Source organism: Pontiella sulfatireligans, assembly GCF_900890705.1.
Lineage (GTDB): Bacteria > Verrucomicrobiota > Kiritimatiellia > Kiritimatiellales > Pontiellaceae > Pontiella > Pontiella sulfatireligans.
Window position 1 is genome coordinate 936,664 of record NZ_CAAHFH010000002.1, and the last position, 26,278, is coordinate 962,941.

The following is a 26,278-nucleotide window of genomic DNA, read 5'->3' on the forward strand; positions in this document are numbered from 1 at the left end:
GAATCACGCCTCACGGCTCACTCATCAAAAGGGCAGGCTTTCGAGCCTGCCCTTTTTCGTAGCACGGTCCTCCGGGCCGTGTATTCCGCCAAACAGAGCAAACGGCGCGGAGCACCGTTCTACAACCAATCACATTCAACATGCGTGAACTCCCCCTCGTGCAACCCGGCCTTTTCCGGATTACACTGGATATATTTTCGCCAAACACCCAGCTCCTTCCGATCGCGCACCAGCCGGTCATAGTTTTCCTGTTGCCACAGCTTCCCGGTCTTGAAACCCAGCTTCGTTAAGCGGGTCGATACAAATCCCTTCACCGCCCCAAGAACATCTTCCAACTCCGTATAACGGTGCTCTGCGCCGTTTCTCGTCGCAAGGGGCTGAAACAATCCATGTACATGATTCGGCATAATCACATAATCGCCCACCCACCAACGGTCACCATGGAAATGCTCAAGCGCACCGGAAAGGACCTCCCTTGCCTCCGCGTTCCCCAGCAAACAGCTCCCGTGGCATTGATCAAGCTCGACATGCATTCTTCTGGCCGATCGTCTGGCATACTCTTCACGAAGATACTCGGGCAATGCTTCTGCAAACGTCCCGGAGGAACGTTCTACTCCTTTCGCCTTAAGCCACAGCTGATCTTCCTCCTGCCATTGCAACAGCACCTGCTTTGGAATGGAATCGCCAAGCCGGAATGTAACGAAATAGGTCGCGCCCTCTTGCCGCCAATGCGGCAGATTCCGATGGTAGACGCGAACGGGGGCATGTGAATTGAACGCGACGAGCTTCGGTTGTTCATTGCAACGGGACATGCGGAACAGCATAACGGCCGAAAATTCCTATTCAAACCAAAACGGCGCGGAGCACCGTTCTACGCCCCGAAACTCGTGGCTCTTTTTCATCCCTCTTTCTCCAAGAAATTCATACGCTGTATTCCATGACTTTTGAAAAAACCATCCAAACCCGCCCGCTAATGCTTATGGAAGCCGCCATCGTTGAGCGGCTGCGGCGCAACCCGGAAGTCCGGCTGCACCCGCGCCTTGAAAACGCGATGCTCATCTACAGCCCCGAGGGGCGCGCGGCGCTGGACTCGATCTACCGGGAATATATCGAGGAAGCCCAGCAGGCGGCGCTGCCTATCGCCCTGAGCACAACCACGTGGAGAGCCAATCAGGCGCGGCTTGCCGAAGCGAACATTGAAACGGATGTAAACGCGGATGCCGTGCGTTTCTTGAAGTCGTATGCAGGCGTTTTCGTCGGCGGGATGATCGGGTGCAGGAACGACTGCTATAGACCCGATGAAGCGCTCTCCCGCGCGGAGGCCGTCGACTTTCATTCCTGGCAGATCAACCGGTTGCTCGACGCCGACTTTCTCTATGCGGTCACGCTGCCGGAAATCAACGAAGCCCTCGGCATTGCTCAGGCGATGGCCGCCACCGAACGTCCCTACATCATCAGCTTTGTCATCGATCAAACCGGAAAGATACTCGACGGCACGACCCTCGAGACCGCCATCGAGCGGATCGATGCCGAAACCGAACGACCGCCGCTGGGTTATGGCGTCAACTGCAGCTACCCTTCCTTCCTGCAGGCCGCGAAACTTTCCGCATCCGCAACCTCCAGATTAATCTCACTCCAAGCCAACGCCTCATCGCTTAGTCACGACGAGCTGGACCAGTCCGAAGACATTCATAACGACGACCTCGAAGATTGGGGCGAACGCATGATCGAACGCCGCCACACCCTTGGCCTTAAACTGCTTGGCGGATGCTGCGGAACCGATGCCTCGTATCTGAAATACATCACCCAACACCGGTAAACCTATGCCCACTCCATCCGACCACTTGAAAACCACCTTTGGCTTCGACGCCTTTCGCGCCGGCCAGCTCGAAACCATCGAAATCCTGCTCGCCGGCCACAGCGCGGCGGCGATTTTTCCGACCGGCTCCGGAAAAAGCCTCTGCTACCAGCTGACCGCGCTCATGCTGCCGGGCCTGACCCTCGTCGTTTCGCCGCTGCTTGCGCTGATGAAAGACCAGATCGACAGCCTGCAGGCCAAGGGCGTCAATGCCGAACGGCTCGACTCCAGCCTGACCGAAGAAAAATACCGCGAAGTCTCCAACGCGATCCGCGGCGGCCACCTGAAAATGCTTTTTGTTTCGCCCGAGCGGCTCACCAACGAGCGCTTTCTCAACCTCATCCGCGGGCTTCAAATCAGCCTGCTCGCCGTTGATGAAGCCCACTGCATCTCCGCTTGGGGCCACAACTTTCGCCCCGACTACCTCAAGCTTGCACAGGCGGTAAAGTCGCTCAACGTCGAGCGCGTGCTGGCCCTTACCGCCACCGCCACACCCAAAGTATCGGCCGACATGGCCGAAGCCTTCGGCATCCAACCCGCCGACGTCGTCAACACCGGGTTCTACCGCCCCAATCTTGAATTCCGCGTAACCGCCTGCCAAGGCAGCGAGCGCGACCAGCTCCTGCTCAAACGGCTCCGCGAACGGCCCGCCGGCCCCGCCATCGTCTATGTCAGCCTCCAGAAAGACGCCGAAAACGCCGCCAAGCTTTTAGTCGCAAACGGCTTCAACGCCGCCCCCTACCACGCCGGCCTGCAAACCGAGCAGCGCACCGCCACGCAGGAAGCCTTCATGGAAGGCCGCATCCCAATCATCTGCGCCACCATCGCCTTCGGCATGGGCGTCGACAAAGCCGACATCCGCTACATCTACCACTACCACCTCGCGAAGGGCTTCGAAAGCTATCTGCAGGAAACCGGCCGTGCCGGTCGCGACGGCGCCCCCGCTGTCTGCGAACTCTTCGCCTGCACGGACGACTGCACCACGCTCGAAAACTTTGTCTATGGCGACACCCCCGCCGCTGCCAGCATCACCAGCCTCGTCAACGAAATCCTCGATGCCGGCGACGAAATCGACGTCACCGCCCGCGAACTCGCCACGGCACACGATATCCGTCCCCTCGTCGTCAGCACCCTGCTGACCCATCTGGAACTATTCGGCATCATCCAGTTCGACGGCTACTACTACAGCGAAATCCGATTTGCCGTCCACCAGTCCAGCGCCGAAATCCTCGCCCCCTATTCCGACAAGCAAGCGGCCTTCCTCAAAAAACTATTTTCCGCCTGCAAAAAAGCGCGCAAATGGATCACGCTCGACATCGACGACGCCATCGAAAAGACAGGCCAACCGCGCGATGTCATTCTCCGCGCCCTCGATAGCCTGCAGGAAAAACACTGCATCACCCTCCAAATGTCCGGCTATCGCCAGCGCTTCAAACGCATCCAACCCGAGGTTGACCGCACCGAGCTATGCGCAAAACTCGCCAACCTCTTTGCGCAGCACGAACAGCTGGAAATCGAGCGGATCGACGGCATGGTCGCCTATGCGCAGGAAACCACCTGCCTCACCAACCGCCTGCTTTCCTATTTCGGCGAACCGATCGAACCCTGCGGCCACTGCGGCGTTTGCCTGGGCGACGCCCCCGCCGCGCTGCCCGAACGAACCGCGCCGCCCATCGATCCGACTGTATTGGAAACCATCGCGGCACTCGCAACTCAACATCCCGCCGCTCTGAACCAGCCGCGCCAGCAAGCCCGCTTCCTGTGCGGGCTCAACTCCCCCGCCGTCAGCGCCCAGCGCGGCCTCCGCGGGAACCGCCTCTTCGGCTCCTGCGCCCGAGTCCCCTTCAAAACGTTGCTCGACCGGCTCGCTGAAACAGTTAACTAATTTCAAGTTCATCAAAAAAACGGGCAGATCATTGCCGGGTTTGAGGACGTGGCGCGCGGCAAAATTACCGCGCTGACTTGACAAAAGAACGCGCCACGCAGAAAATGCAGGTCTTAAGCCAGTAATTATACGTAATTGGCCGTTTTGTCTAAATTAACCAGCAAGGAGAATGGAGATGAACAACAAGAACGTCACACCCCAAGCCACACAGCCCGCTACAGGCAGCGGCACGTCGTCCCGCAAGCTTTGGCCGCGTTGGCTGAACCCCAAAATTCTGCCTCTATTCATTGCTGCACTGAGCCTGTGTCTGCCCACGAATGGAGAAAATGAAGAGAGCAAATGCCCGGTAACCGGCATGACGCAAAAACACGCCGCCAGCAAAGGAACGTCGAATCAGGACTGGTGGCCGAATCAGTTGAACCTGAAAATACTCCATCAGAACTCCGCCAAGGGAAACCCGATGGGCGAGGATTTTAACTACGCCAAGGAATTCAAAAAGCTCGACCTGCAGGCCGTGAAGAAGGATCTCGAGGTCCTGATGACCGACTCGCAGGACTGGTGGCCGGCGGACTACGGACACTACGGACCGTTCTTCATTCGCATGGCATGGCACAGCGCGGGCACGTACCGCATGGGTGACGGCCGCGGAGGTGCGGGGTACGGCACCCAGCGCTTTGCGCCGCTCAACAGCTGGCCGGATAACGTAAACCTCGACAAAGCCCGCCGTCTGCTCTGGCCGATCAAACAGAAATACGGCAACCGGATTTCGTGGGCCGACCTGATGATCCTGACCGGCAACGTGTCCCTCGAATCCATGGGATTAAAGACATTCGGATTCGCAGGGGGTCGTGCCGACGTCTGGGAACCGCAAGAGGATATTTACTGGGGAGCCGAGAGCGAATGGCTTGGCGACAAGCGTTACTCCGGCGATCGCAACCTCGACAATCCCCTCGCGGCTGTACAGATGGGCCTGATCTATGTAAACCCTGAAGGGCCCAACGGAAACCCCGACCCGGTCGCCTCCGGCAAGGATGTCCGCGATACCTTCGCCCGCATGGCAATGAATGACGAAGAGACCGTCGCGCTAGTCGCCGGCGGGCACACCTTCGGCAAGTGTCACGGCGCCGGACCTGCAACCCACGTGGGCCCCGAGCCCGAAGCGGCTCCCCTCGAGGAACAGGGACTCGGCTGGAAAAGCAGCTTCCGTAGCGGAAAAGGCGGCGATACGATCGGCAGCGGTATTGAAGGCGCATGGAAACCGAACCCGACCAAATGGGACATGGGCTATTTGGAGATGCTCTTTGAATACGAGTGGGAGCTGGTCAAGAGCCCGGCCGGCGCAAATCAGTGGCATGCCAAAGACGTCGCCCCGGAAAACATGGTGGTTGATGCGCACGACCCGTCCAAGAAACATCCCCCGATGATGACCACGGCCGACCTCGCGTTGCGGTTCGATCCGATCTACGAGCCGATCGCACGGCATTACCTCGCACATCCGAAAGAATTCGAGGACGCCTTCGCACGGGCGTGGTTCAAGTTGACCCACCGCGACATGGGTCCCCGCTCGCGCTATCTCGGCGCGGAGGTCCCGGCTGAAGTGCTGATCTGGCAGGATCCGGTGCCCGAAGTCGATTATGAGCTGATCAACGCTCAGGAGATCGCTGATCTTAAAGAAAAACTCATGGCCTCTGGCCTTTCGATACCGGAACTGGTCTCAACGGCCTGGGCATCGGCATCCACGTTCCGCGGCTCCGACAAGCGTGGCGGTGCGAACGGCGCACGCATCCGGCTGGCGCCGCAGAAAAACTGGGAAGTGAACCAGCCGGTCCGGCTAAAGTCCGCGCTGAAGACCTTTAGGGGAATCCAAAAGGACTTCAACAAGGCGCAGTCCGGCGGGAAGCAGGTTTCGCTGGCAGACCTGATCGTGCTGGGCGGCTGCGCCGGCGTCGAGCAGGCAGCTAGGAATGCCGGGTACGATCTTACCGTGCCGTTCGCTCCGGGACGCACCGATGCGTCGAGGGAAATGACCGATCTGGACTCCTTCGCGGTGCTCAAACCGGCAGCTGACGGATTCCGCAACTACCAGAAGGCCAAAATTGCCGTATCGGCCGAGGACCTCCTAGTGGATAAGGCGCAGCTGCTGACGCTGACCGCTCCGGAAATGACGGTGCTCGTTGGAGGCCTGCGGGTCCTGAATGCCAACTATGAACAGTCCCCGCATGGCGTCTTCACCAAGCGGCCGGAAACACTCTCCAACGACTTCTTCGTGAACCTGCTCGATATGGGCACAACGTGGAAGCCGACCTCGAAAGACGCAGACGTCTTCGAAGGGCGTGACCGCAAAACCGGCGAACTGAAGTGGACCGGCACCCGTGTTGATCTCATCTTCGGGTCGAACTCCCAGCTTCGCGCTCTGGCGGAAGTCTATGGCAGTGCCGATGGACAGGATAAATTCGTGAACGACTTTGTGGCCGCGTGGGACAAAGTCATGAATCTTGACCGCTTCGACCTCGATTGATCATGGCAAAAATCAGCTAATATCTGATTCCGAGCATCGGGCAGGCTTTCGAGCCTGCCCATTTTCGTGGGGGTGGATTCCGATCCGCCCCCCTTCCAGGGAGGCACTGCTCAAAGGTACTCTGACACGCTTGCGCCTGTGCGCAAAACCGATGTCTCGTCAAACCAGTCTGCAGCGGACGGATCATCAGAGCCCGGAATGTCACCCCCTGTTTCCCGTCGTTGAAATCCGCCCCTAATCCGAAGCCGAAAACCCGCGCAAATCCAGCAACGAAAAAAACCGCTCTTCAGCGGAGACCCTCCCTCCATGCCTAAAACAAATCTCATAAATCAGGGTTGACTAAAGCTGGTACTCTGACCCGAATGGCGCTAGTTCAGACCTGTTTTGCAACGGATTTTTCCTTGTTCAGATTCTCCTTCATGACCTCACGAGCAGACGTCATTAATGGGAATGGTTTGGGTCTTCGCTTAACGCGGCGCGGTTCGAATCTGTCTGGTCGTTGACTGATGGGAACGCGGGCGATTGATTCATAGAAATCAGCGAGTATTCTTCGTCGATCTGTTTTGCTTATTTGCGTTGAGTCAAAGATAGGTTCCCAGTTGCGCATCGCCTGTATAGTCCCTTTGAAGCTGATGAGACGAACGGGCACATTGGCTTCCGTCGCGGCCGCGCACATCAGGCATCGGATACAGTTGTATGCAATGAAATACATCTGGATTTCTTTACGGATCATTTCGGGCGTCTGGCAGCGCAATATATCCATATTCATCGTAGTTTTCAGATCCCGGAAAAATAGCTCAACATCCCAGCGTCGAAAATAGAGACCGGCGATTTCGACCGCCGAATAGAGCGATTCGTCAAGTAGCGTAGTAATGATGTAATATTCTTCCACGCGAAAGCCTGGCTGAGCCACGGTTACCTTGATTTGGCGCAAGATCAGCTCTTTGGGTAATTGCTCCCATTCCTCTCTTGAAATGACACTTCTTTTCTTTTGATGGTAAGGTCGTGTCCAGCGAATTAGCAGATCCCCATCTCCTAATTTCTTGACGCAATGGGCCCCTGATATCGGTTTGCGCCGGGCCAACGGGACGACGCTGTCTACTCCTAATTCTTTGAACTTAGCTATGTCATAATAAGAGCAGAAAGCCTTGTCTCCCAAGAAGATGTCATCCTGCTTGAATGTGCTGTGCTGATCGCGAAGCAACGGAAGTTCGTGTGATTTTTTGTTTCCGATTCGATGGCTGAGCAAGCCCCCCGAATCCAAGCAAAAACAGGCGCAGATTCGTCCGGTTGGAAAGCCGCATCCCGGTTTTTGAGAAGCACTCTGCGGCCATTCTTTCTGATTGGCTTCCGTATCTGGCATACTAAATCCGGTGCCATCCACCACAACCACCCTTCTGTCATGGAACGAATACGTTTCAGCCATTCTATCGAGATTCTTTGCGGTCTGTTCTAGCGTTTCATTCAGCATTGCCAGCTCAAGTTTCGTGCGAGCCGTACAATAGGATGCCGTAGAGGAAGAGGGTGTTTTTAACCCTCTTTCGGAAGAATAAGCCTGCAGTTTTTTAACCGCCTCTTTGCAGCCGCCGTCCGGTGAAAGTATCTGAGAAAAGAAGGCCCAGAAAACATTCGCCTTCGAATAGATGCGATTGCGGCTAAGATTTCCGGACGCGTTCGATTGGAGCAAATTTGCAGGTATAAATTTACCGCAAAGCTCTCCGATCTGTTGGAAGGTTTTCTTTGCAAGCCAATCGCGTTCCTCCGCCATCTTCTGCTGGGTTGAGCGTGATTTTCGTCGCAGGGTATGGATCAGGAATCCGTCAAAATAGGGCGTTGTATTTTTCATGCCAGAGACTGACATAACGCACAAGAATTGTACATACTTTATTGTGAAAAAGCATGCATTTTTTCACCGCGCCAAAAGTCTCGTAATTACTTTAAACTAGCGCCATTCTACTCTGACCCTTTTTATCAAAAACAGGGCCAATACACCCAACCAATAAAAAACCCCGCTATCATTGCTGATAACGGGGTTTAAATTGGCTCCTGCGGTAAGACTCGAACTTACAACCAAGTGATTAACAGTCACCTACTCTACCATTGAGCTACGCAGGAATTCTCGTAAGAAGCGAACAAAGTACACTAACCACGGGACAAGTCAACACCCCGAAAGCAACTTTTTTGCCCTAAATGGGGTTATCCCTAAAAACCAAGAATTTGTACCCCTTAGGGCCGGTCTTCACTCACCCTTTGTTTTCTCGCTAAGCAAGCTTTTGAAGCCCGCCCATGTAGGGCCAGAGGGCTTCAGGGAGGTCGATGCTGCCATCGGCGTTTTGATTGTTTTCCATGATGGCAATGACGAGGCGCGGAAGTGCGACGCCGGAGCCGTTGATGGTGTGCACGAAGGTCGTTTTCTTGTCTTCGTTGCGGTAGCGGATGTTGGCGCGGCGCGCTTGGTAGTCGTGAAAGTTGGAGCAGGAGGAAACCTCCAGCCACTTGTCCTGCGCAGGCGCCCAGAGCTCGATGTCGTAGCACTTGGCGGCGCTGAAGCCGAGGTCGCCGGTGCAGAGTTCGATCACGCGGTAGTGCAGGCCAAGCTTCTGCAAAACCTTCTCGGCGTCGAGCGTCAGCTTTTCGTGCTCTTCCGCGGACGTTTCGGGCGTGGTGAATTTGACCATCTCGACTTTGTCGAACTGATGGACGCGCAGCAGCCCGCGGGTGTCCTTGCCGGCGGATCCGGCCTCGCGGCGGAAACAGGGCGTGTAGGCCGTGAGACAGATCGGCAGTTCCTGATCAAGAATTTCGTTGCCGTACATATTGGTTACGGGAACCTCGGCGGTCGGGATGGGATAGAGGCCATCGAGTGGCACAGCATACATGTCTTCCGCAAACTTGGGCAGCTGGCCGGTGCCGGTCATGGCAACGTCGTTGCACATGAACGGCGGAGCGATTTCGGTATATCCGTTTTCTTCGGTGTGCAGATCGAGCATGAACTGTATCAGCCCGCGCTCGAGCTTGGCGCCTCGACCGGTGAACAGCGGAAAGCCGGAGCCGGCGATTTTTGCGCCGCGCTCGAGATCGAACAACTTGAGCGACGCGCCAAGATCCCAGTGCATGGCCGGTTCAAAATCAAAGGTTTTCTTTTCACCCCAGAAACGAATCACCGGATTGTCGTTTTCATCCTTGCCGACCGGCGTAGTGGCGGAGGGCATGTTGGGAATGTAGAGCAGCCCTTCGCGCAACTGAGCGTCGATTTTGCGCAGATCTTCGTCGAAAGCGGAAATCTTATCGCCCATCTCACGCACTTCAGCCTTGATGGACTCGGGATCCTTGCCCTCCTTAATCATTAGACCGATGCTTTTAGAAATCTTGTTGCGCTCAGCCTTGAGCACTTCCGCTTCGGCCACAATGGCACGGCGGCGACTGTCAAGAGCCAGCAAGGCGTCCACATCCACCTCGGCGTTGCGGTTGATCATTGCGGCCTTCACCGCGTCAGCGTTTTCACGAACAAATCGAATATCCAGCATGGTTGAACCCCTTAGGTTTGAAAAGAGCCGGTATTATTCGCGGAATCTGCCAATCTTTGGAAGCTGGAATCCCGTTTTTTTCTTTCCGTCCAAACTACACAGGTGCTACTTTTTGGCCACGGAAGAACGCAGGGAACGCAAAAAGCATGCACAGGCACTGCCTTTGTTTTCTCTGCGTTCTTTCGTGGCCAATCAACTTCCATACAAAAGGGAAACAGCATGAATTCAGAGCAATGGTTCGATCGGGCGAAAGCCGTAATCCCCGGCGGCGTCAACAGCCCCGTGCGCGCATTCAACGGCGTGGGCGGCACGCCCGTCTACTTTAAATCAGGGAAAGGCGCCAAGGTCCAAACCGAGGACGGCACCGAGCTGATCGACTTTTGCGGCTCGTGGGGACCGCTCATTCTCGGCCACGCCCGCGAAGAGGTGGTTGAGGCTGTTTCCAACGCGGCGGCCGATGGATTGAGCTTCGGCGCCAACACCGCCGTGGAAGCCGAATTTGCCGAGCTGGTCTGCTCGCTCATTCCGGAAATCGACATGGTGCGCCTCGTCAGCTCCGGCACCGAAGCCGTCATGACCGCCGTCCGCCTTGCGCGCGGCGTCACCGGCCGGCGCAAGATCCTCAAGTTCGACGGCTGCTACCACGGCCACTCCGACTACCTGCTCGTCGCCTCCGGCAGCGGCCTGCTCACCGGCGGTATCTCCTCCTCCGCCGGCGTATCCCCCTCCGCCACCGAAGAAGTGTTCGTCGCGCCCTACAACGACCTCGCCGCCGTGCAGGAAATCCTGAAGGCCAACGGCGACGAAATCGCCGCCGTCATCGTCGAGCCGGTCGCCGGCAACATGGGCCTCGTCGAACCGGAACCCGGATTCCTCGAAGGCCTGCGCGCCGCCACCGCCGACTGCGGCGCCCTGCTCATTTTTGACGAAGTCATCAACGGCTTCCGCCTCGGCCCGACCACCTACGGACATATGAGCGGGATTAAGGCCGACATCACGACGCTTGGAAAAATCATCGGGGGCGGCATGCCCATCGGCGCGATCGGCGGGAGCACGGAAATCATGTCGCACCTCGCGCCGCTCGGCCCCGTCTACCAAGCCGGCACGCTCAGCGGCAATCCGGTCGCCGTAGCCGCCGGCATGAAAACGCTCGAACTGCTGCGCGACGAAAGCCCGTACCTCAAAATAGAAATTCTCGGAAAACGCCTCGCCGACGGCATCAACCGCATCGCCGCAACAAAGGGGCTCGACCTGCACTGCGCCCAGCGCGGCGGCATGTTCACGCCCTTCTTCCGCAAAGCGCCCGTCCGCAACCTCGACGACTCTAAAGCCTGCGACCAAAAAGCGCACGCGCGCTATTTCCATCACATGCTCGACCACGGGTTCTACACCCCGCCCAGCGGCTACGAAGTCGCCTTCGTCTCCGCCGCCCACACCGAAGCCGACATCGATGCTTTCCTAGAAGCATTCGGAAAATTGTAAACACGAAGACACTAAGAACTCAAAGAAGAGAGAATATGTAACTTAGTGTCCTTCGTGCCTTAAGCGAGTTTGCGAGCGAGTGTTTAGGCTATGCATGCATGGAATGTCAGTCCGAAGGAAGCCGTTAAGATCCAGCACGCGCTGCAGGATCACGTGAAGCTTAAGGATGACTTCGGCGAAATCAAGACCATCGCCGGGGTGGATGTCGGCTTCGAGAAAAACAATACGATCACGCGTGCAGCGATTGCGGTGCTCGACTTCCAAACCTTGGAAATGGTCGAAACCGCCATTGCGCGACACCCGACCACCTTCCCCTATGTGCCCGGCCTGCTCTCCTTCCGCGAGATCCCCGCCGTGCTCGAAGCGATGCTCAAGCTCGATGCCATGCCCGATCTGCTGCTGTGCGACGGCCAAGGCATCGCCCATCCGCGTCGCTTCGGCATCGCCACCCATCTCGGCCTGCTCGTTGATATTCCCGCCATCGGCGTCGCCAAATCGCGACTGACCGGCACTCACGACGAAGTGCCGCTGGAAAAAGGAAGCCACGTTCCGCTGATGGATAAAGGCGAACAGATCGGCGTTGTGCTGCGCACCCGCACCAACGTCAAGCCACTCTACATTTCCCCCGGCCACCGCGTCTCCATCAAAAGCTCGCATGAGCTCGTCATGAAATGCGTCACCCGATACAGATTGCCAGAGACCACCCGCCGGGCGCACAAGCTGGCATCAGCCGTGTAGGAGAATCTTGTCGACGCGGGCGATTTCGAACGTGCGCCGGGGCTTGGCGGCGAGGTTGGCGATGGACATGCTGACGCCTTCGTCCTGCGTGGCTTTTTTGAGGGAAATGAGGAACCCAAGCCCGGAGCTGTCGATAAAATCGAGCTGGGCGGCATCCACCTCGACCGTTTTGAGGATGCCCTGCTCTTTCAGCTCGTGGCGGATGAAGTCGGCCTCTTTTTCAAAGCGGGGAATCGTGGCGGCCGTCAGCTCAATCGGAAGCTCCAGCGTGAGCGCTCCTTCTTCATAAAGCGTTCCGCCATCCGCATGCTCCTTTAGGTTTTGCACGATGCCCTCAACAGCATCGAGGCTGTCAGCGGTGTCAAAATAGTCGATGAGGTGACAGGTTTCGAGCAGACGTCGCACTTTGGCGCGCAGGCCGTAGAGAATCAGGCGCCGGCTCCGGGAACGGCAGGATTTATTGACCTCGAGCAAAGCGCCGAGCTCGAGGCTGTCGAGCCAAGGAACGGCATGGAGATCAACCAAAACATGGGCTTCAACCGTAGCCGCGGCGAGACGTTCTACAAATCCGCGGGCGGCGTCTTCGCTTTCCAACCTCTGGAAGCGCTCAACGGAAATGCCGCGTTCACCCAAAGCTTGAATGCCTTCTTCCACCAAAGCGTGGAACGGCACGGGCTTGTCGGCCATGCAGTGAATGGAAAACATCTTGAGGGTGGCGGAGAACAAGAAGCCTAGATTGGCCATGTAGCGCCGGAAGAGCCGCCGGGGGCTGGAGCAGATGCGCCAAAGCCACTCAAGATAGATCCGCTGCACCCAAACCGGAGCACGACGCTGTTCACCGGCCACAAAATCGAGCGAGGCCCCCACGCCCATGGCGACCGGCACATTCCACCCGCGCACGTGCATGCTGATGAACTTTTCCTGCTTAGGCGAGCCCAAGGCTACGAAGAGAATGTCGGGCTTGGCGGTATCGAGCTGCTGGAGAATGCCGCGATGGTCCATTTCCAACAGCGGGACGTAGGGAGGCGAGCTGATTCCAGCCACTTTAAGTTCCGGATGGCGCTCCTTCAGAATCGCCATGGCCTTTTCGGCCACGCCAACCGCCGCCCCCAGCCCATAGATGCTGAACCCTTCCGCGGAGGCGCGTTTGGCCAGCATCGGGGTGAGGTCGCTTCCGGTTACTCGGCCCTTCAGCGCGGGGCCGAAAAACGGAGCCAGCTTTACAATGGGAAAGCCATCAGCCAGCACGAGATCGGCGTCGATGAGGATTCTTTGCAGCTCGGGGTCGCTCCAGGCGCGCGTCACAAAATCGAGATTGGCCGTGGCAATGTTGGCCGGACGCCCGGACCGGACACGGTCAACAATCCACTCCACCGCTTCGTCGAACGAAACGTTGTGGAACGGCACGCCGCAGATCGCCAGCGACAGCGGGGCTGATCGTTCATTTGCCATAGTGCGGAACACTACCGCAGCCCACAGCGTTTTTCAAGTGTTTATAAGGCCGGAAGCTTTTCCAAATCAAAGGAAAGCGGCCACCCGCCCCTTTTCCCAATACCGGCTTGTGGGGTGGCGTCAAATCAGGTAGCTTTCTCCCTCTTTTTGCAAATACAGGAAATGACATGAATTGGATTATAAAAAAGATCGTAGGCTCAAAGAATGAGCGCGACCTGAAAAAAATGAACCCGCTGGTCGACAAGATCAACGTTTTCGACGAAGAATACAAAGCGCTGAGCGACGAACAGCTGCAGGCTAAAACCGGGGAATTCAAGACGCGCCTCCAGAACGGCGAAACCCTGGAGGACATTGAGCTCGAAGCCTTTGCCGTAGTTAAAAACGCCGCGCGCAGGCTTTGCGGGACAGTAATCGACGTCATCGGACACCCCCTTGACTGGGAAATGGTGCACTTCGACGTGCAGCTGATCGGCGGCTTGGCCATCCACAAGGGCATGATTGCCGAAATGGCCACCGGCGAAGGAAAAACCCTCGTCGCGACCCTGCCGGTTTATCTCAACGCGCTCTCCGGAAAAGGCGCCCACGTCGTCACCACTTCCGACTACCACTCCCAGCGCGACTCCGAATGGATGGGCCATCTCTACAAATGGCTCGGCCTCTCCGTTGGCTGCCTGAAAAACATGATGCCCCCGCCCGAGCGTCGCGCACAATACCTGTGCGACATCACCTACGGCACCAACTCCGAATTCGGCTTCGACTATCTGCGCGACAACATGGCCTACAGCCCCGAAGACATGGTGCAGCAACTCGGCCACAATTTTGCCATCGTCGACGAAATCGACTCGATCCTCATCGACGAGGCGCGTACGCCATTGATTATTTCCGGCCCCGCCCCCTACTCCTCCACGCAATATTCCGAACTGCAGCCGGCCACCGCGCGCCTCGTGCGCCGCCAGCGCGATCTCTGCACCAGCCTGCTCAAGGAGGCCAAGGAGCTGATTGCGGAGGGCGAAGAAGAGGAAGCCGCGCTAAAGCTCTACCAAGTGTTCGAGGGCATGCCCAAGAACAAGCAGCTCATGCATATGATCGAGAATGTCAAATACCGCAAGCTGCTCGAAAAAACCCAGATGCAGATGCTCGCCGACACCCGCAAGGATCAGGCCCGCGCCTTGCGTCAGGAACTCTTCTTCACCATCGACGAAAAGGGCCACGACGCCGGCCTGACCGAAATCGGATGCGCCGAGCTCAACCCGAACGACCCGGAAATGTATGTCCTCCCCGACATGGTTTCCGCAATGGCGGAGCTCGACGGCGGAAACGACTTGAGCCCCGAAGAGATCATGGAAAAGCGACAGGCCATTCAAGAAGACTTTGCCATGCGCAATGAACGCATCCATGCGGTCGACCAGCTCATCCGCGCCTACAGCGTCTATGAAAAGGACGTCGATTATGTGGTGCAGGACAACCAGGTGATGATCGTCGACGAGCATACCGGCCGCTTGATGGTCGGGCGCCGCTGGAGCGACGGGTTGCATCAGGCCGTCGAAGCCAAGGAAGGCTGCAAGATCGAACGCGAGACGCAGACGCTTGCCACCATCACCATTCAGAACTATTTCCGCATGTACGACAAACTCTCGGGCATGACCGGCACCGCCGAAACCGAAGCCGACGAGTTCCACCAGATCTACGGCCTCGACGTAATGGTCATCCCGACCAACCGCCCAGTGCGCCGCGTCGACCTCAACGACCAGGTCTACAAGACCCAGCGCGAAAAGTTCCACGCCGTCATCGACGACATCAAGGCCTCCCACGCCCGCAAGCAGCCCGTGCTCGTCGGCACCGTGGCGGTTGAAACCTCGGAAGTGCTCAGCCGCATGCTGCGTCGCGAAAACATTGTCCACAATGTGCTCAACGCCAAGAACCATGCGCGCGAAGCCGAGATTGTCGCCAACGCCGGCCAGCCCGGCGCCGTAACCATTGCCACCAACATGGCCGGCCGAGGCACCGATATTAAGCTGGGCAAAACCGTCGTCCACCTGAAGCAGGAAGACCTGCAGTCCAAGGAGTTTTCGCTCGACTCCAAGACCGAAGGCACGACGCTGCGGAAACTGCTGCAGGAAAAGCCCTGCGGCCTTTACGTCATCGCCTCCGAGCGCCACGAATCGCGCCGGATCGACCGCCAGCTGCGCGGACGCTCCGCCCGCCAAGGCGACCCGGGCATCACCCGCTTCTATGTCTCGCTCGAAGACAACCTGATGCGTCTGTTCGGCTCCGACCGCATTTCCAGCATCATGGAAAAGCTTGGCATCGAAGAAGGCGAAGTGCTGGAGCATCCGTGGCTGAACAAATCGATCGAAACCGCCCAGCGCCGCGTCGAGCAGCAAAACTTCATGATGCGCAAACGCACACTCGAATATGACGATGTGATGAACGCCCAGCGCGGAGAAATCTACGGATTCCGCTCCGAAGTGCTCACCAGCGAAGATCCCCGCGAACAACTCATGCACTCGGTCGAACAGGCCGTTTCCACCCGCGCCGCCGACGCCGTTGCCTTGAAAAGCGCCGAGGGCCTCCACGAATTCATCATCTGGGTGAACACCACCTTCCCGCTCGGCATGAACGATGAGCAGCTGCCGGCCGAAAAGACGACCGAAAGCCTGACTGCGTGCGTGATGGAGCGCGTTACCGATTCCTACAACCTGAAGGCGCGGCACGAAGACACCGAAGCGCTTAAGCGCCTTGAACGCCACATGATCATTCAGGCCATCGACGAACACTGGCAGGAATACCTGCGCAACATGGACAGCCTGCGCGAGAGCGTCGGGCTGCAGGCCTATGGCCAGCGCGACCCGCTCGTGGAATACAAGCGCGAAGCCTACAACCTCTTCATGGACCTCATGGACCGCATCTACGAAGAGATTGCCTCCGCCATTTTCCGTTCCGCCACCTCCGTTGAAGCGATCGAAGAATTCTTCCAGTCGCTCAACAAAATGCAGGCGCGGCATCCCCAGGCCTCGGCTCTGGCCGCCGCCACCGCCCAAGCCGCCGCCCGCCCGCAAGGCGCACTGCCGCCCGGCATGGGCGCACCGCCTCCCGGAATGGAACTGCCGCAGCCTCCCCAGCCGATTGCCCCGGTGCGCCACGACGGCCCAAAGGTCGGCCGCAACGACCCCTGCCCTTGCGGCAGCGGCCGTAAATACAAAAAGTGCTGCGGCGCGAAGTAGCTACGTAGACGATGCTTCCCGCTTCATTGCGCATGAACGGCAAGCATTTTGATTAACCGCGAAAGAACGCAGAAATCGCAAAAACGGTGCGACGCATGGGCAATACGCAATACGCAGTACGCAATACGCTCAATACGCTTCCTGAAACCATCCGCGCAGCGATAGGGCGCCACGGGCTGATTCCCGACGGCATGAATCTAGTCGTCGGCGTTTCGGGCGGGGCGGATTCGGTCGCGCTGGCGCATGCACTCCACCAGCTGGAAATTCCCTTTACGATTGCGCACCTGAACCATCAGCTGCGCGGCGCGGCGTCCGCCGCCGACGAGCGGTTTGTTCGGGAGCTCGGCTTCCCGGCAGAGGTGAAGTCGGTCGACGTGCGCAAGCTGGCGGAAGAAACAGGCCTTTCCATCGAGATGGCGGCGCGGCAGGCGCGCCACGAATTCTTTGCCGAATTCGACAACGCGGTCATCGCCCTCGCCCACCACGCCGACGACCAGGCTGAAACCTTTATTTTAAAGCTCGCGCGCGGCGCGGGAACCGAAGGACTTGGCGGCATGCCGTTCTCCCAGCGCATCGGACCAGTCCGACTGATCCGTCCGATGCTCAACATCCCGCGCGCTGAAATTCTCCAATGGCTGGAAAGCAACCAATTCAAGTGGAAAGAAGATGCCAGCAATTCCGACGAGGCATTCCTGCGCAACCGCGTGCGCCATACGATTCTTCCCCTGCTGGAAAAAGAACTGAACCCAAACATCCGCGAAACCATCCTGCGGACAATGAATATTCTGCGCGAAGAGAATGATTGGATGGAAGCCATGCAGGATCAATCGCAATCCCTCGCCGCCCGGCGCCGGCAATTACGGCAATGGCTTTTCGAGAACGGCGCGGCGGAAGCCGGCTTTGATGCCGTCGAAAAAATCCTAGCGCTGATCGATTCCGGCGAAGGCACAACGGTGTTCGAGCTCAACAACCGCCAGCGCGTGGTGGTTGAATACGGCAAACCCAGATTTGAGGAAGGTTGCTCTCAGCCCCAACCAGCTCAATGGACGCTGAGCACCGAAAAGGGAACGGGTTGGCGCCCGGACCACGGAAAGGGTGCGGGCGAACTGCCGGCCGAGGCGTCGTTCAATGCCGGTAAAATCGGCGGCTCCCCCATTGAAGTGCGGAACTGGCAACCGGGCGACCGCATGGCGCCGCTGGGCATGGAAGGCACACGGAAGCTGCAGGACATCCTGACCGACCAGAAGATTCCGCGCGCGCAACGCGAGAGCATCCCGGTCGTGGTATGCCGAGGTGAAATCATCTGGATCCCCGGCTACCGCACGGCGCGCGGGTGGAAAGTCGAAGGCGCCAACGGAAAATCCGTCCATGTCCGCATTGAACAAAACGGCGTTATTTGACTCCAAGAGTATGTTCTAATCGTTGCAATCGCCTCTGGGCGATGGTAGTTTTTCGCACTTTTAACGGAAGAAGCAATCATGGCAGAGAATAAAAAACCCAAAGATTCCAAGACAGACAAACCCGAAAAGAAGGGGCCGCCGCCGATGCCGATGCGCGGCCTCGCGATTTCGTTCCTAATGGTGGCGGTCTTCCTGACCGTGCTGCACCTCTTTTCCGGTTCGTCGCAGCCCACCAACGAAATCGACTATTCCGACTTTGTCAACATGGTGAAGAACGACCGCATTTCGAAAGTGGTCATTTCCCACGACGGCGCCGGCAACGAGTTCATTACGGGCGAGTCGAAAGACCTCAACGCCGCCGGCACCACCCAGTTCCGGGCGGAGATCATTCTTACCGAAAACCTCATCACCCTAATGGAGGACCACGCCGTACACATTAAGAAGAAGCGCCCCAAAACCATGATGTGGTCGGTGATCGCCAACATTGTTCCCTTCATTCTGATCTTCGGCGTCATCTATTTCATCTTTATTCGGCAGATGAAGAATGCCGGACGCGGCGCCATGAGCTTCGGGAAGAGCCGCGCCAAGCTGCTGACGCAGGACAAGAATAAGATCACCTTCAACGAGGTGGCCGGCGTTGACGAAGCAAAGGAAGAGCTCAACGAAGTCGTTGAATTCCTCAAGGATCCGAAGCGGTTCCAGAATCTCGGAGGCAAAATGCCCAAAGGCGTGCTGCTCTCCGGCGCCCCCGGCACCGGCAAAACGCTGCTGGCCAAGGCCGTCGCCGGCGAAGCCGACGTGCCCTTCTTCACCATCAGCGGCTCCGACTTTGTTGAAATGTTCGTCGGCATCGGCGCATCGCGCGTACGCGACATGTTTGAACAGGGCAAAAAGAACGCCCCGTGCATCATCTTCATCGACGAAATCGATGCCGTGGGCCGCAGCCGCTTCAGCGGCATCGGCGGCGGGCACGACGAACGCGAGCAAACCCTCAACGCCCTGCTGGTGGAAATGGACGGCTTCGACACGCAGGAAGGCATCATCATCGTGGCGGCGACAAACCGGCCCGACGTGCTCGACCCCGCCCTGCTGCGCCCCGGCCGTTTCGACCGCCAAGTGGAAGTCGATCTTCCAACGTTGGAAGGTCGCGAACAGATTTTAAAAATCCACTCCCGCAACGTGCGCCTCTCCGACAAGGTTGAACTGAAGCGCAGCGCGCGCGGCACGCCCGGCTTTTCGGGCGCCGACTTGGCCAACCTCGTGAACGAGGCGGCCCTGCTGGCCTCGCGCCGCGGTGCCGACTTTGTGGAGCAGGAAGACATGGAAGAAGCGCGCGACAAGGTAATGTGGGGCCGCGAACGCCGCAGCCATGTGCTCGACGCCGAAGAAAAGAAGCTGACCGCCTACCACGAAGCCGGCCACGCCGTCGCGATGTACCACACCCCGGAATGCGAACCGATTCACAAGGTAACCATCATTCCGCGCGGCCGCGCACTCGGCGCAACGATGTCGCTGCCGGAAAAAGACCGCTACACGCAGTCGCAGAAGCGGCTGGAAGCCGACCTTGTCTCTCTGATGGGTGGCCGCGCCGCCGAAGAGCTGATTTTCGGCGACGTGACCACCGGCGCGCACAACGACATCGAGCGCGCCACCATGGTTGCCCGTGCCATGGTCTGCGAATACGGCATGAGCAAGCTGCTCGGCCCGCAGAACCTCGGCAGCCATAGCCAGCCGGTCTTTCTCGGACAGGGCATCAGTGGATCGAAAACCTTCAGCGAGCAAACCTCGCAACAGATCGACCAGGAAGTGCAACGCATCCTGACAGAAGCCTTTGATACTTCGATGAAGATTCTGACTGACAACAAGAATCTGCTGATTACGCTTTCCGAATTGCTCATCGAGCGCGAAGTGCTCGACTTCGAGGAAGTGGATTCGATTATGAAGACCGGAAAGCTTCCCGAAAAGCCCGAGACCGAAGCGGTCGCTGAACCGGCCCCGGAAACCACGGTTCCCGAGGCCGTTGAAGAAGAGGCGGAGGGCGAAGAGACAAACCCGACTTAGCGGGTTTACTTTTCTGTTTTTTGGTTTTATGCTCTTGGGCATGAAATCAATAAAACTTCTTGCTACTGTAACGGTGCTGTCTCTACTGGCCGGTTGCGCCACCACGTTCCGGCCTTGGCTTCTTAGCGATGTTCACGAGGGCATGGACAAGGTTCAGGTGGTGCAGCTCTTGGGAACCCCCGACTCGACCGAGACAAAAAACGGCGCGGAATATCTGCATTATTCGTTTCGAGAGGATTTAACCCTCCCCTTTTCCAACCCCGGAGGCATTGAATTCAGTGCGGAGCGCGAAATTATGCGCGAAGACATGGAGCGCCGTTTTAAGGATTACCGCTACGTCGTGATTCTCGTAGACGGCAAGGTTGTAAACTACAAAGAAGAGCTTCCCGACCCATCGCAAGAGTAGAAGAGACCGGAGACCTTAGCGCGTCTGCATCATCTCGTCGATATAGGCGTCGTCCTTCATAGGATCCCACGTCTTGTTTTTATCCTTCCACTGCTGAAAAGGATCCACCCGCTTGTATTCCTGAACGGGCTTCTGGCGCACCCCAGATTGTGTTTCATGGCGTGGGCGCTGGGATTCATAGGGATTCTTATACGGAGCGCCACCTGCCCGGCGCTGTTTCTCTTGAGCGTTGTAGTCGTAGCGGTCTCTTGAGGTCGAGTACGGAACCTTCAGCAAGCCGCTCGTGTTCTGCGAAGCGGCATCCTTGTCCTGTTGGGCACCAAAAACGCCGTGCCCCCCCCCCGGTTGCACCGTATTCCCAAGCAGGCCCTTGGACTGGAGCCCCGACGCTCGCGGATCGCGCGGATCCATAAAGCTTGAGCGCTCCTGAAAGTTAATCTGGTCCTGCTCGCGTTTGGTATACGGATTTTCAACCGAGCGGCTGTAGGCGGGGCGGGAACCGATGCCGGGCTCCTTTTCTTCGGGACGTCCCCAGGTGCTCCAGTCGATCGCGGGTTCGCTTTTCTTTTCCGCCTCGGCCTTGCCGTATGGATCCGCATAGGGCTCGGTCGCCAGAGGATCTTCAGCCAGCAGCCAATTGCGGTCCGCCGAAGCGGGGACCGGCCGGCGCGCTTGCGGCGGAGGCATCGGACGGGCGCCCGGTTCCTGGCGCTCAAAACCCACCTCGGGCACCTTGAACCGTTCGGAATCGGCCACCTGCACGTCTTCGGGAAGCTCTTCCACCGGAACAAGCAGATCGCTTTGCACAACGTTACCGCGCTCGCGCATATATTTGCGGGTAATGCGGCGCTTACGATCCTCCATCGTCTCCTCGCGGGAAACGGAGGCCAACGGCGCCAGCAGCGCGACAATCAGTAGAATCTGAAAAGCTCGGTTCATCTCTACAAGCTACGTCCAATGAATCGGCTGCGTCAACCTCAGCGAAGGGCAAATGTCCAGTGGCCGGCAAAAGGTTTGTGGAGTCGATGCTTGTGCTAAATCCCTAGGAAAGGTACACAAAATATCCCCGGAGCAAGAAAAGAAGGAAACACCCATGAATTTACTCAATGCAATGCACCCTGAATGCGTTCAAGCCCAAGCCGACTGCGCCAACCGCGACGACGTGCTTGCCGCCATTGCGCGGCTCGCCAAACAGTCGCCGGTGCTGAAAAACATGGACGAGCCCGCCATCCTTAAAGGATTGATCGACCGCGAAGAACTCAGCACCACCGGTTTTGGCGGAGGCATCGCCATCCCCCACTGCCGCCTCGGCAACGTTAAGGACTTCGTCGTCGGCATCCTCTCAGTTCCCAGCGGTGCCGAGTTCAACGCCATGGACGGCAAGCCGGTCAAGCTGTTCGTCTTCATCATTGCGCCGTCAAGCGGCTCCAACGAACACATCAAGATTCTTTCCGCCATCTCGCAGGTGCTCAACGTGCCGCAGCACGTAGGCGAAATGCTCATGGCCCCGACAGCCGAGGTGCTGGCCGAAAACTTCCTCCGCCACATCCGCGACGAAGCCGACAGCAAGCAGCACGACACCAAAAACCTGTTCCGCGTCCAAATCCAAGACGAAGACCTGTTCCACGATGTCATCAAAATCTTTGCCAGCTTCAACGCTTCAACTGTGATGGTCACCGAAGCCGAGCCCGCCGCCAACTACATCCAGAAAATGCCGCTTTTCGCCGGCTTCTGGAGCGACAAGCAAGCCGAATTCTGCAAGGTGATTCTCGCCACGGTCGACAAACAGGATACGAATGAAACCATCCGCCGCATCGAGCAGAAAGTGGGTTCGCTGGACGAACGCGACGACATGCTGCTGACGGTCCAAGAACTGTTCTACTGCGCCGGCAGCCTCAATATCTAAGGAATCTAGAATGCCGAACAGGGAACACCGAATTTTGAAGGATTCCGACCATGACTGAGCCCGGAATCGAACATGTCGCCAGCCAGTTGCCGCTGCTCTTCACGCTCGTCGGAGCCATGCTGATCGTCTGCTTCTATGCAGGCAAGCTGATCAAGAAAACCTCGCTGCCGTCGCTCATCGGCTACATGCTCGTCGGCGCGCTCTTCGGGCCGTCGTTCAAGCATTTCGGGATGGAACTCTTCACCGAATCCGTACGCGATAGCCTGGCGTTCATGACACAGATGGCGCTCGGGTTCGTCGCTTTCAGCATCGGCTCCGAGCTCAGCATGAAATCGCTCAAACGGCTCGGCAACGGCATCGTCTGGATCATCTTCGCCGAATCGTTCGCCGCCTTCTTTGTGGTGACCGGCCTCATCTACGCCGTCACGCGCGACTGGCCGATGGCGCTCATCTTCGGCTCCATGGCCCCCGCCAGCGCACCGGCCGGCACCGTGGCCGTCATCCAGGAATACAAGGCCCAAGGCAGCCTCACGCAAGCGCTCTACGCCGTGGTCGGCTTCGACGACGGCCTCGCCATCATCATCTTCGGCTTTGCCGCCGCCGTATCCAAAAGCCTGCTGCTGGCCGAAGCGCCCGGCCATGTTTCCGAAGGCTTTTTCCAGATGCTCAAAGCCCCGACCATTGAAATCCTGCTCAGCATCGTCGTCGGCACAGTGCTTGGCTTTGTGCTCGCGCAGCTCGTGCGCTTCATCAAAAACTCCCGCGACATGCTCATCATCGTTTTCGGCATCGTCACTCTCGGCACCGGCCTTTCGATGATGTGGCACCTATCGCTGATCCTCACCAACATGGTGATCGGCTTCTTCCTGATCAACACCCGCCGCGCATCCCTCGTACATAAGGTCACCGCGCCAATGCTCGAAATCATGCCGCTTACTTTCGTGCTCTTTTTCTGTCTGGCCGGCGCACACCTGCAACTGGCCGCGCTGCCCAGCCTTGGAATCATCGGCGTCGTCTACATCCTCGGCCGTTCCGGCGGACTGATCGGCGGGGCGCGCCTCGGCGCAACGTTCGGGCATGTGGAAGAAAAGATTAAGAAATATATCGGCCTCGGCATCCTTTCCCAAGCCGGCGTGGCCATTGGTCTGGCGCTGATCGTCGATGCCGAGTTTTCGGGGCTCGGCACCGTGACCGACGGCATCTCGCACGGCGAGGCCATCGGCACCAAGGTGATCACCACCATCACCGCCACCTGCATCATCTTCGAAATCATCGGCCCCATCCTCACCAAATACGCCCTCGGCAAAGCCGGCGAACTGGGCAAAGCCACCCGCTGAAAACAACAAAGCCCGCTCTGAGAGCGGGCTTTATCGTAAACACATTCAATGCGGCTCGATACCGCATCTACATTCTAATGCTTAAAGTGGCGCATGTTAGTGAGCGCCATGGCAATGCCGCATTTATCGCACGCGGCAATAACCTCTTCATCGCGAATCGATCCGCCGGGCTGGACGATAAACTTCGCGCCCATTTCGCTGGCGGCGTCGATGCTGTCGGCAAACGGGAAGAAGGCCTCGGAAACGAATACGCATTCGCCGATGACCTTCTGGATTTCCTCATCCGTGATGTCGGGATTCTCGGTCTTAAGGTTGTCAACGGCTTTGGAAACGGAAAGCTTCTTGAGCGCGTCCACGCGGTTGGGCTGGCCGGCGCCCATACCGAGCACGCGAAACTGGCCGGCTTTGTATTCCTGCACCAGCACAATGGCGTTCGACTTGGTGTGCTTGACCGCGGCAATCCCGAAAAACGCGAGCTCCTTCTTTGTTTCGTCAAAGGCCACCTTGGTGGGCACTTCCCACTTTTCGAGAATCTCGGTGTCAACGTCCTGCACCAGCAGGCCGCCGTTGATCTGTTTGACCATGCGCTGCGGCAACGCCTTGCCCATCGGCTTCTTGAGCTTCAGGATACGCAGGTTCTTTTTCTTCATCAGGTGGTCAAGCGCCTCCTCGGCATAGCCGGGAGCAATGATCGCTTCGATAAAGCGGCCATCGAGACATTGCGCCGTTGCGAGGTCAACCATTTCAGTAACGGCAATAACGGAACCAAAGGCAGAAATCGGATCGCCCGACCAAGCGGCTTCGAAGGCTTCCGCCAGCGTTTCACCGGTGGCGTAGCCACACGGGTTGGTGTGCTTGATGACGGAAACGCCGGGGCGGCCGGAAAGATCTTTCACGGCTTCTAGTGCGCCGTCGCCGTCGACATAGTTGTTATAGCTCATTTCCTTGCCGTGCAGCACTTCGGTCAGAGCAATGGTGGCTTCGCGGGAGTCAGCGTCCTTGTAGAGCCACGCCTTCTGGTGGGAGTTTTCGCCGTAACGCAACTCGGAACCGTCGGTGTAAGCCTTGACGAACGGCTTGGCCAGCTTCTGGTCGGCCACTTGGCCGGCGAGATAGGTGGCGATGGCCGCGTTGTATTCGGCGGCGCGGGCATAGACCTTCTGACCGAGCACAAAGCGGAAGGGCTCCGTGGTCGCGCCGGCGTTGGCCTTCATTTCGCCGATGACCTGTGCATAGTCCGACGGATCAGTCACGACCGTGACGAACTTCATGTTCTTGGCCGCAGAGCGGATCATCGTCGGTCCGCCAATGTCGATCTGCTCGATCGCTTCGGCCAGCGAGACGTCCTCTTTGGCGATGGTTTCTTCGAACGGATAAAGATTCACGCAAACCAGATCGATCTGGCCGAGACCGTGATCCATCATGGTTTTCAAATGCTCTTCGTTGTCGCGCACATAGAGAATGCCGGCATGCACCTGCGGGGTCAGGGTCTTCACACGGCCGTCGAGCATTTCCGGGAATCCGGTGAACTCGGAAACATCCTTAACCGGGATGCCCGCTTCGCGGATGGCCTTGGCGGTGCCGCCGGTGGAGAGCAGCTCCACGTCCATTTCGTGCAGATTGCGGGCAAAATCAATGATTCCCGCCTTGTCGGATACGCTCAAAAGCGCGCGTTCAATTTTTACGTCCATAGTCCTCGTCCCTTCGGGTTGAAATCGAAAAGCTGTTTTTACCTGCACCCCACCACGAATGCACGGATTTTTTCATCAGGTTGGCAACTTTCCCGCAGAGGGGTAACATCTAATTACCACGATCGTGGGTGCTAGGTGTTACCCTAGAGTTCAGAGTGCAACGCCAAAGAGGATGCTGAAAAAGTGGCAGAGGCTGCCGGCAAGCACGAACAAATGCCAGACGGCGTGCGACCATTTCAGCGTCTTCCATCCATAAAACACGGCACCGATGGAGTAGCAAAGCCCGCCAGCGCAAAGAAAAACAAACCCTGCCGTGCCTAGCTCGCGATAGAGAGGCCGGACCGCAATGATGCAGAACCAGCCCATGAAAAGGTAGCCGGCCAAGGAAACGGCCTTGAACCGCCCGGTGAAGAATGCTTTGAAGAGAATTCCGAACAGCGCACAGCCCCAGATGGCGCCAAAGATGCTCCAGCCAAGAGCGCCGCGCAATGGAGCAAGCGCATAGGGCGTGTAGGTTCCGGCAATGAGCAGGTAGATCGCTGAATGGTCGATAATCTTCAGCACCCGGCGAACCTGCGGACGGCGCGCAGAATGGTAGAGCGTCGAACCGAGGTACAGCACAATGAAGGTGACGCCGTAGATGGAGCAGCTGACGATTTCCCACACCCCTTTCCGAAGGCTGGAAAAAAAAACGAGCAGCGCCAGCACGGCAATGCCGAGAAAAACGCCGATGCCGTGCGTTATCACATTTGCCCGTTCCTCCGGGGAACCATGTGGATTATGCGCGGGCATT

The 26,278-nt window shown here is 57.8% G+C and carries 18 protein-coding genes and 1 tRNA gene; 11 read left to right on the top strand and 8 right to left on the bottom strand.

Annotated features, from left to right (window positions below):
* Nucleotides 1–119: 119 nt before the first annotated feature.
* A complete protein-coding gene (locus SCARR_RS16915) occupies nucleotides 120–824 on the bottom strand; it encodes a transposase (protein WP_136062848.1) in 705 nt (234 codons plus the stop codon).
* A gap of 113 nt (nucleotides 825–937) precedes the next feature.
* Here SCARR_RS16915 and SCARR_RS16920 point away from each other — a divergent pair, with 113 nt between their 5' ends.
* The 3 genes from SCARR_RS16920 to katG all read left to right on the top strand — a co-directional run bounded on the left by SCARR_RS16920 (nucleotide 938) and on the right by katG (nucleotide 6,261).
* Nucleotides 938–1,819, top strand: a complete 882-nt coding sequence (locus SCARR_RS16920; RefSeq protein ID WP_136062849.1) for a homocysteine S-methyltransferase family protein — start codon at nucleotides 938–940, stop codon at nucleotides 1,817–1,819.
* A gap of 4 nt (nucleotides 1,820–1,823) precedes the next feature.
* Nucleotides 1,824–3,743 carry a RecQ family ATP-dependent DNA helicase gene (locus tag SCARR_RS16925; protein WP_136062850.1) on the top strand — a complete coding sequence of 640 codons (1,920 nt, stop codon included), beginning with the start codon at nucleotides 1,824–1,826 and terminating at the stop codon, nucleotides 3,741–3,743.
* 175 nt (nucleotides 3,744–3,918) lie between these two features.
* Nucleotides 3,919–6,261 (top strand): catalase/peroxidase HPI, encoded by a 2,343-nt coding sequence (katG, locus tag SCARR_RS16930; RefSeq protein ID WP_136062851.1) that lies wholly within the window; start codon nucleotides 3,919–3,921, stop codon nucleotides 6,259–6,261.
* A gap of 373 nt (nucleotides 6,262–6,634) precedes the next feature.
* Here the strand turns inward: katG and SCARR_RS16935 are convergent, their stop codons facing one another.
* The 3 genes from SCARR_RS16935 to serS form a co-directional block, all read right to left on the bottom strand.
* Nucleotides 6,635–8,107, bottom strand: a complete 1,473-nt coding sequence (locus SCARR_RS16935) for an IS4 family transposase (protein ID WP_136062852.1) — start codon at nucleotides 8,105–8,107, stop codon at nucleotides 6,635–6,637.
* Between the two features lie 194 nt (nucleotides 8,108–8,301).
* A tRNA-Asn gene (locus SCARR_RS16940) sits at nucleotides 8,302–8,376 on the bottom strand.
* 146 nt (nucleotides 8,377–8,522) lie between these two features.
* Entirely contained in the window at nucleotides 8,523–9,788 is a 1,266-nt protein-coding gene (serS, locus tag SCARR_RS16945) for a serine--tRNA ligase (protein WP_136062853.1), read from the bottom strand.
* 219 nt (nucleotides 9,789–10,007) lie between these two features.
* Here serS and hemL point away from each other — a divergent pair, with 219 nt between their 5' ends.
* The gene (gene hemL / locus SCARR_RS16950; RefSeq protein WP_136062854.1) at nucleotides 10,008–11,270 is read left to right on the top strand and encodes a glutamate-1-semialdehyde 2,1-aminomutase; all 1,263 of its coding nucleotides are present in this window, start codon (nucleotides 10,008–10,010) and stop codon (nucleotides 11,268–11,270) included.
* Between the two features lie 90 nt (nucleotides 11,271–11,360).
* Complete coding sequence (nfi, locus tag SCARR_RS16955) at nucleotides 11,361–12,008, top strand: deoxyribonuclease V (RefSeq protein WP_136062855.1); 648 nt, start codon at nucleotides 11,361–11,363, stop codon at nucleotides 12,006–12,008.
* Here the strand turns inward: nfi and SCARR_RS16960 are convergent.
* A complete protein-coding gene (locus SCARR_RS16960) occupies nucleotides 11,997–13,460 on the bottom strand; it encodes a WecB/TagA/CpsF family glycosyltransferase (protein ID WP_136062856.1) in 1,464 nt (487 codons plus the stop codon). The genes nfi and SCARR_RS16960 overlap by 12 nt on opposite strands.
* A 167-nt stretch (nucleotides 13,461–13,627) precedes the next feature.
* Here SCARR_RS16960 and secA point away from each other — a divergent pair, with 167 nt between their 5' ends.
* From secA to SCARR_RS16980, 4 genes are all read left to right on the top strand, one after another.
* Nucleotides 13,628–16,684 (top strand): preprotein translocase subunit SecA, encoded by a 3,057-nt coding sequence (gene secA, locus SCARR_RS16965; RefSeq protein WP_136062857.1) that lies wholly within the window; start codon nucleotides 13,628–13,630, stop codon nucleotides 16,682–16,684.
* A 95-nt stretch (nucleotides 16,685–16,779) separates the two neighbouring features.
* Nucleotides 16,780–18,084 (top strand): tRNA lysidine(34) synthetase TilS, encoded by a 1,305-nt coding sequence (gene tilS / locus SCARR_RS16970; RefSeq protein ID WP_136062858.1) that lies wholly within the window; start codon nucleotides 16,780–16,782, stop codon nucleotides 18,082–18,084.
* A 78-nt stretch (nucleotides 18,085–18,162) separates the two neighbouring features.
* Nucleotides 18,163–20,145: an ATP-dependent zinc metalloprotease FtsH gene (gene ftsH / locus SCARR_RS16975; protein WP_246044484.1), complete on the top strand. Its 1,983-nt coding sequence runs from the start codon at nucleotides 18,163–18,165 to the stop codon at nucleotides 20,143–20,145.
* Between the two features lie 40 nt (nucleotides 20,146–20,185).
* A complete protein-coding gene (locus SCARR_RS16980; RefSeq protein ID WP_136062859.1) occupies nucleotides 20,186–20,551 on the top strand; it encodes a hypothetical protein in 366 nt (121 codons plus the stop codon).
* A gap of 15 nt (nucleotides 20,552–20,566) precedes the next feature.
* Here the strand turns inward: SCARR_RS16980 and SCARR_RS16985 are convergent, their stop codons facing one another.
* The gene (locus SCARR_RS16985) at nucleotides 20,567–21,490 is read right to left on the bottom strand and encodes a hypothetical protein (RefSeq protein ID WP_136062860.1); all 924 of its coding nucleotides are present in this window, start codon (nucleotides 21,488–21,490) and stop codon (nucleotides 20,567–20,569) included.
* Between the two features lie 154 nt (nucleotides 21,491–21,644).
* On the opposite strand from SCARR_RS16985, the gene SCARR_RS16990 reads away from it, so the two are divergent.
* Nucleotides 21,645–22,457 (top strand): PTS sugar transporter subunit IIA, encoded by an 813-nt coding sequence (locus tag SCARR_RS16990; protein ID WP_168433385.1) that lies wholly within the window; start codon nucleotides 21,645–21,647, stop codon nucleotides 22,455–22,457.
* Nucleotides 22,458–22,507: 50 nt separating this feature from the next.
* Complete coding sequence (locus tag SCARR_RS16995) at nucleotides 22,508–23,794, top strand: cation:proton antiporter (protein WP_136062862.1); 1,287 nt, start codon at nucleotides 22,508–22,510, stop codon at nucleotides 23,792–23,794.
* A 74-nt stretch (nucleotides 23,795–23,868) separates the two neighbouring features.
* Here the strand turns inward: SCARR_RS16995 and purH are convergent, their stop codons facing one another.
* Together purH and trhA are read right to left on the bottom strand one after the other, a co-directional pair.
* Nucleotides 23,869–25,485 carry a bifunctional phosphoribosylaminoimidazolecarboxamide formyltransferase/IMP cyclohydrolase gene (gene purH, locus SCARR_RS17000; RefSeq protein ID WP_136062863.1) on the bottom strand — a complete coding sequence of 539 codons (1,617 nt, stop codon included), beginning with the start codon at nucleotides 25,483–25,485 and terminating at the stop codon, nucleotides 23,869–23,871.
* Nucleotides 25,486–25,635: 150 nt separating this feature from the next.
* Nucleotides 25,636–26,277 carry a PAQR family membrane homeostasis protein TrhA gene (gene trhA / locus SCARR_RS17005; RefSeq protein WP_136062864.1) on the bottom strand — a complete coding sequence of 214 codons (642 nt, stop codon included), beginning with the start codon at nucleotides 26,275–26,277 and terminating at the stop codon, nucleotides 25,636–25,638.
* Between the last annotated feature and the right edge of the window lies 1 nt (nucleotide 26,278).

What these genes read in the sequence shown, in the direction of transcription:
- SCARR_RS16915 (WP_136062848.1), bottom strand. Translation starts at nt 824, where the DNA reads ATGCTGTTCCGCATGTCCCGTTGCAATGAACAACCGAAGCTCGTCGCG.
- SCARR_RS16920 (WP_136062849.1), top strand. Translation starts at nt 938, where the DNA reads ATGACTTTTGAAAAAACCATCCAAACCCGCCCGCTAATGCTTATGGAA.
- SCARR_RS16925 (WP_136062850.1), top strand. Translation starts at nt 1,824, where the DNA reads ATGCCCACTCCATCCGACCACTTGAAAACCACCTTTGGCTTCGACGCC.
- katG (WP_136062851.1), top strand. Translation starts at nt 3,919, where the DNA reads ATGAACAACAAGAACGTCACACCCCAAGCCACACAGCCCGCTACAGGC.
- SCARR_RS16935 (WP_136062852.1), bottom strand. Translation starts at nt 8,107, where the DNA reads ATGAAAAATACAACGCCCTATTTTGACGGATTCCTGATCCATACCCTG.
- serS (WP_136062853.1), bottom strand. Translation starts at nt 9,788, where the DNA reads ATGCTGGATATTCGATTTGTTCGTGAAAACGCTGACGCGGTGAAGGCC.
- hemL (WP_136062854.1), top strand. Translation starts at nt 10,008, where the DNA reads ATGAATTCAGAGCAATGGTTCGATCGGGCGAAAGCCGTAATCCCCGGC.
- nfi (WP_136062855.1), top strand. Translation starts at nt 11,361, where the DNA reads ATGCATGCATGGAATGTCAGTCCGAAGGAAGCCGTTAAGATCCAGCAC.
- SCARR_RS16960 (WP_136062856.1), bottom strand. Translation starts at nt 13,460, where the DNA reads ATGGCAAATGAACGATCAGCCCCGCTGTCGCTGGCGATCTGCGGCGTG.
- secA (WP_136062857.1), top strand. Translation starts at nt 13,628, where the DNA reads ATGAATTGGATTATAAAAAAGATCGTAGGCTCAAAGAATGAGCGCGAC.
- tilS (WP_136062858.1), top strand. Translation starts at nt 16,780, where the DNA reads ATGGGCAATACGCAATACGCAGTACGCAATACGCTCAATACGCTTCCT.
- ftsH (WP_246044484.1), top strand. Translation starts at nt 18,163, where the DNA reads ATGGCAGAGAATAAAAAACCCAAAGATTCCAAGACAGACAAACCCGAA.
- SCARR_RS16980 (WP_136062859.1), top strand. Translation starts at nt 20,186, where the DNA reads ATGAAATCAATAAAACTTCTTGCTACTGTAACGGTGCTGTCTCTACTG.
- SCARR_RS16985 (WP_136062860.1), bottom strand. Translation starts at nt 21,490, where the DNA reads ATGAACCGAGCTTTTCAGATTCTACTGATTGTCGCGCTGCTGGCGCCG.
- SCARR_RS16990 (WP_168433385.1), top strand. Translation starts at nt 21,645, where the DNA reads ATGAATTTACTCAATGCAATGCACCCTGAATGCGTTCAAGCCCAAGCC.
- SCARR_RS16995 (WP_136062862.1), top strand. Translation starts at nt 22,508, where the DNA reads ATGACTGAGCCCGGAATCGAACATGTCGCCAGCCAGTTGCCGCTGCTC.
- purH (WP_136062863.1), bottom strand. Translation starts at nt 25,485, where the DNA reads ATGGACGTAAAAATTGAACGCGCGCTTTTGAGCGTATCCGACAAGGCG.
- trhA (WP_136062864.1), bottom strand. Translation starts at nt 26,277, where the DNA reads ATGCCCGCGCATAATCCACATGGTTCCCCGGAGGAACGGGCAAATGTG.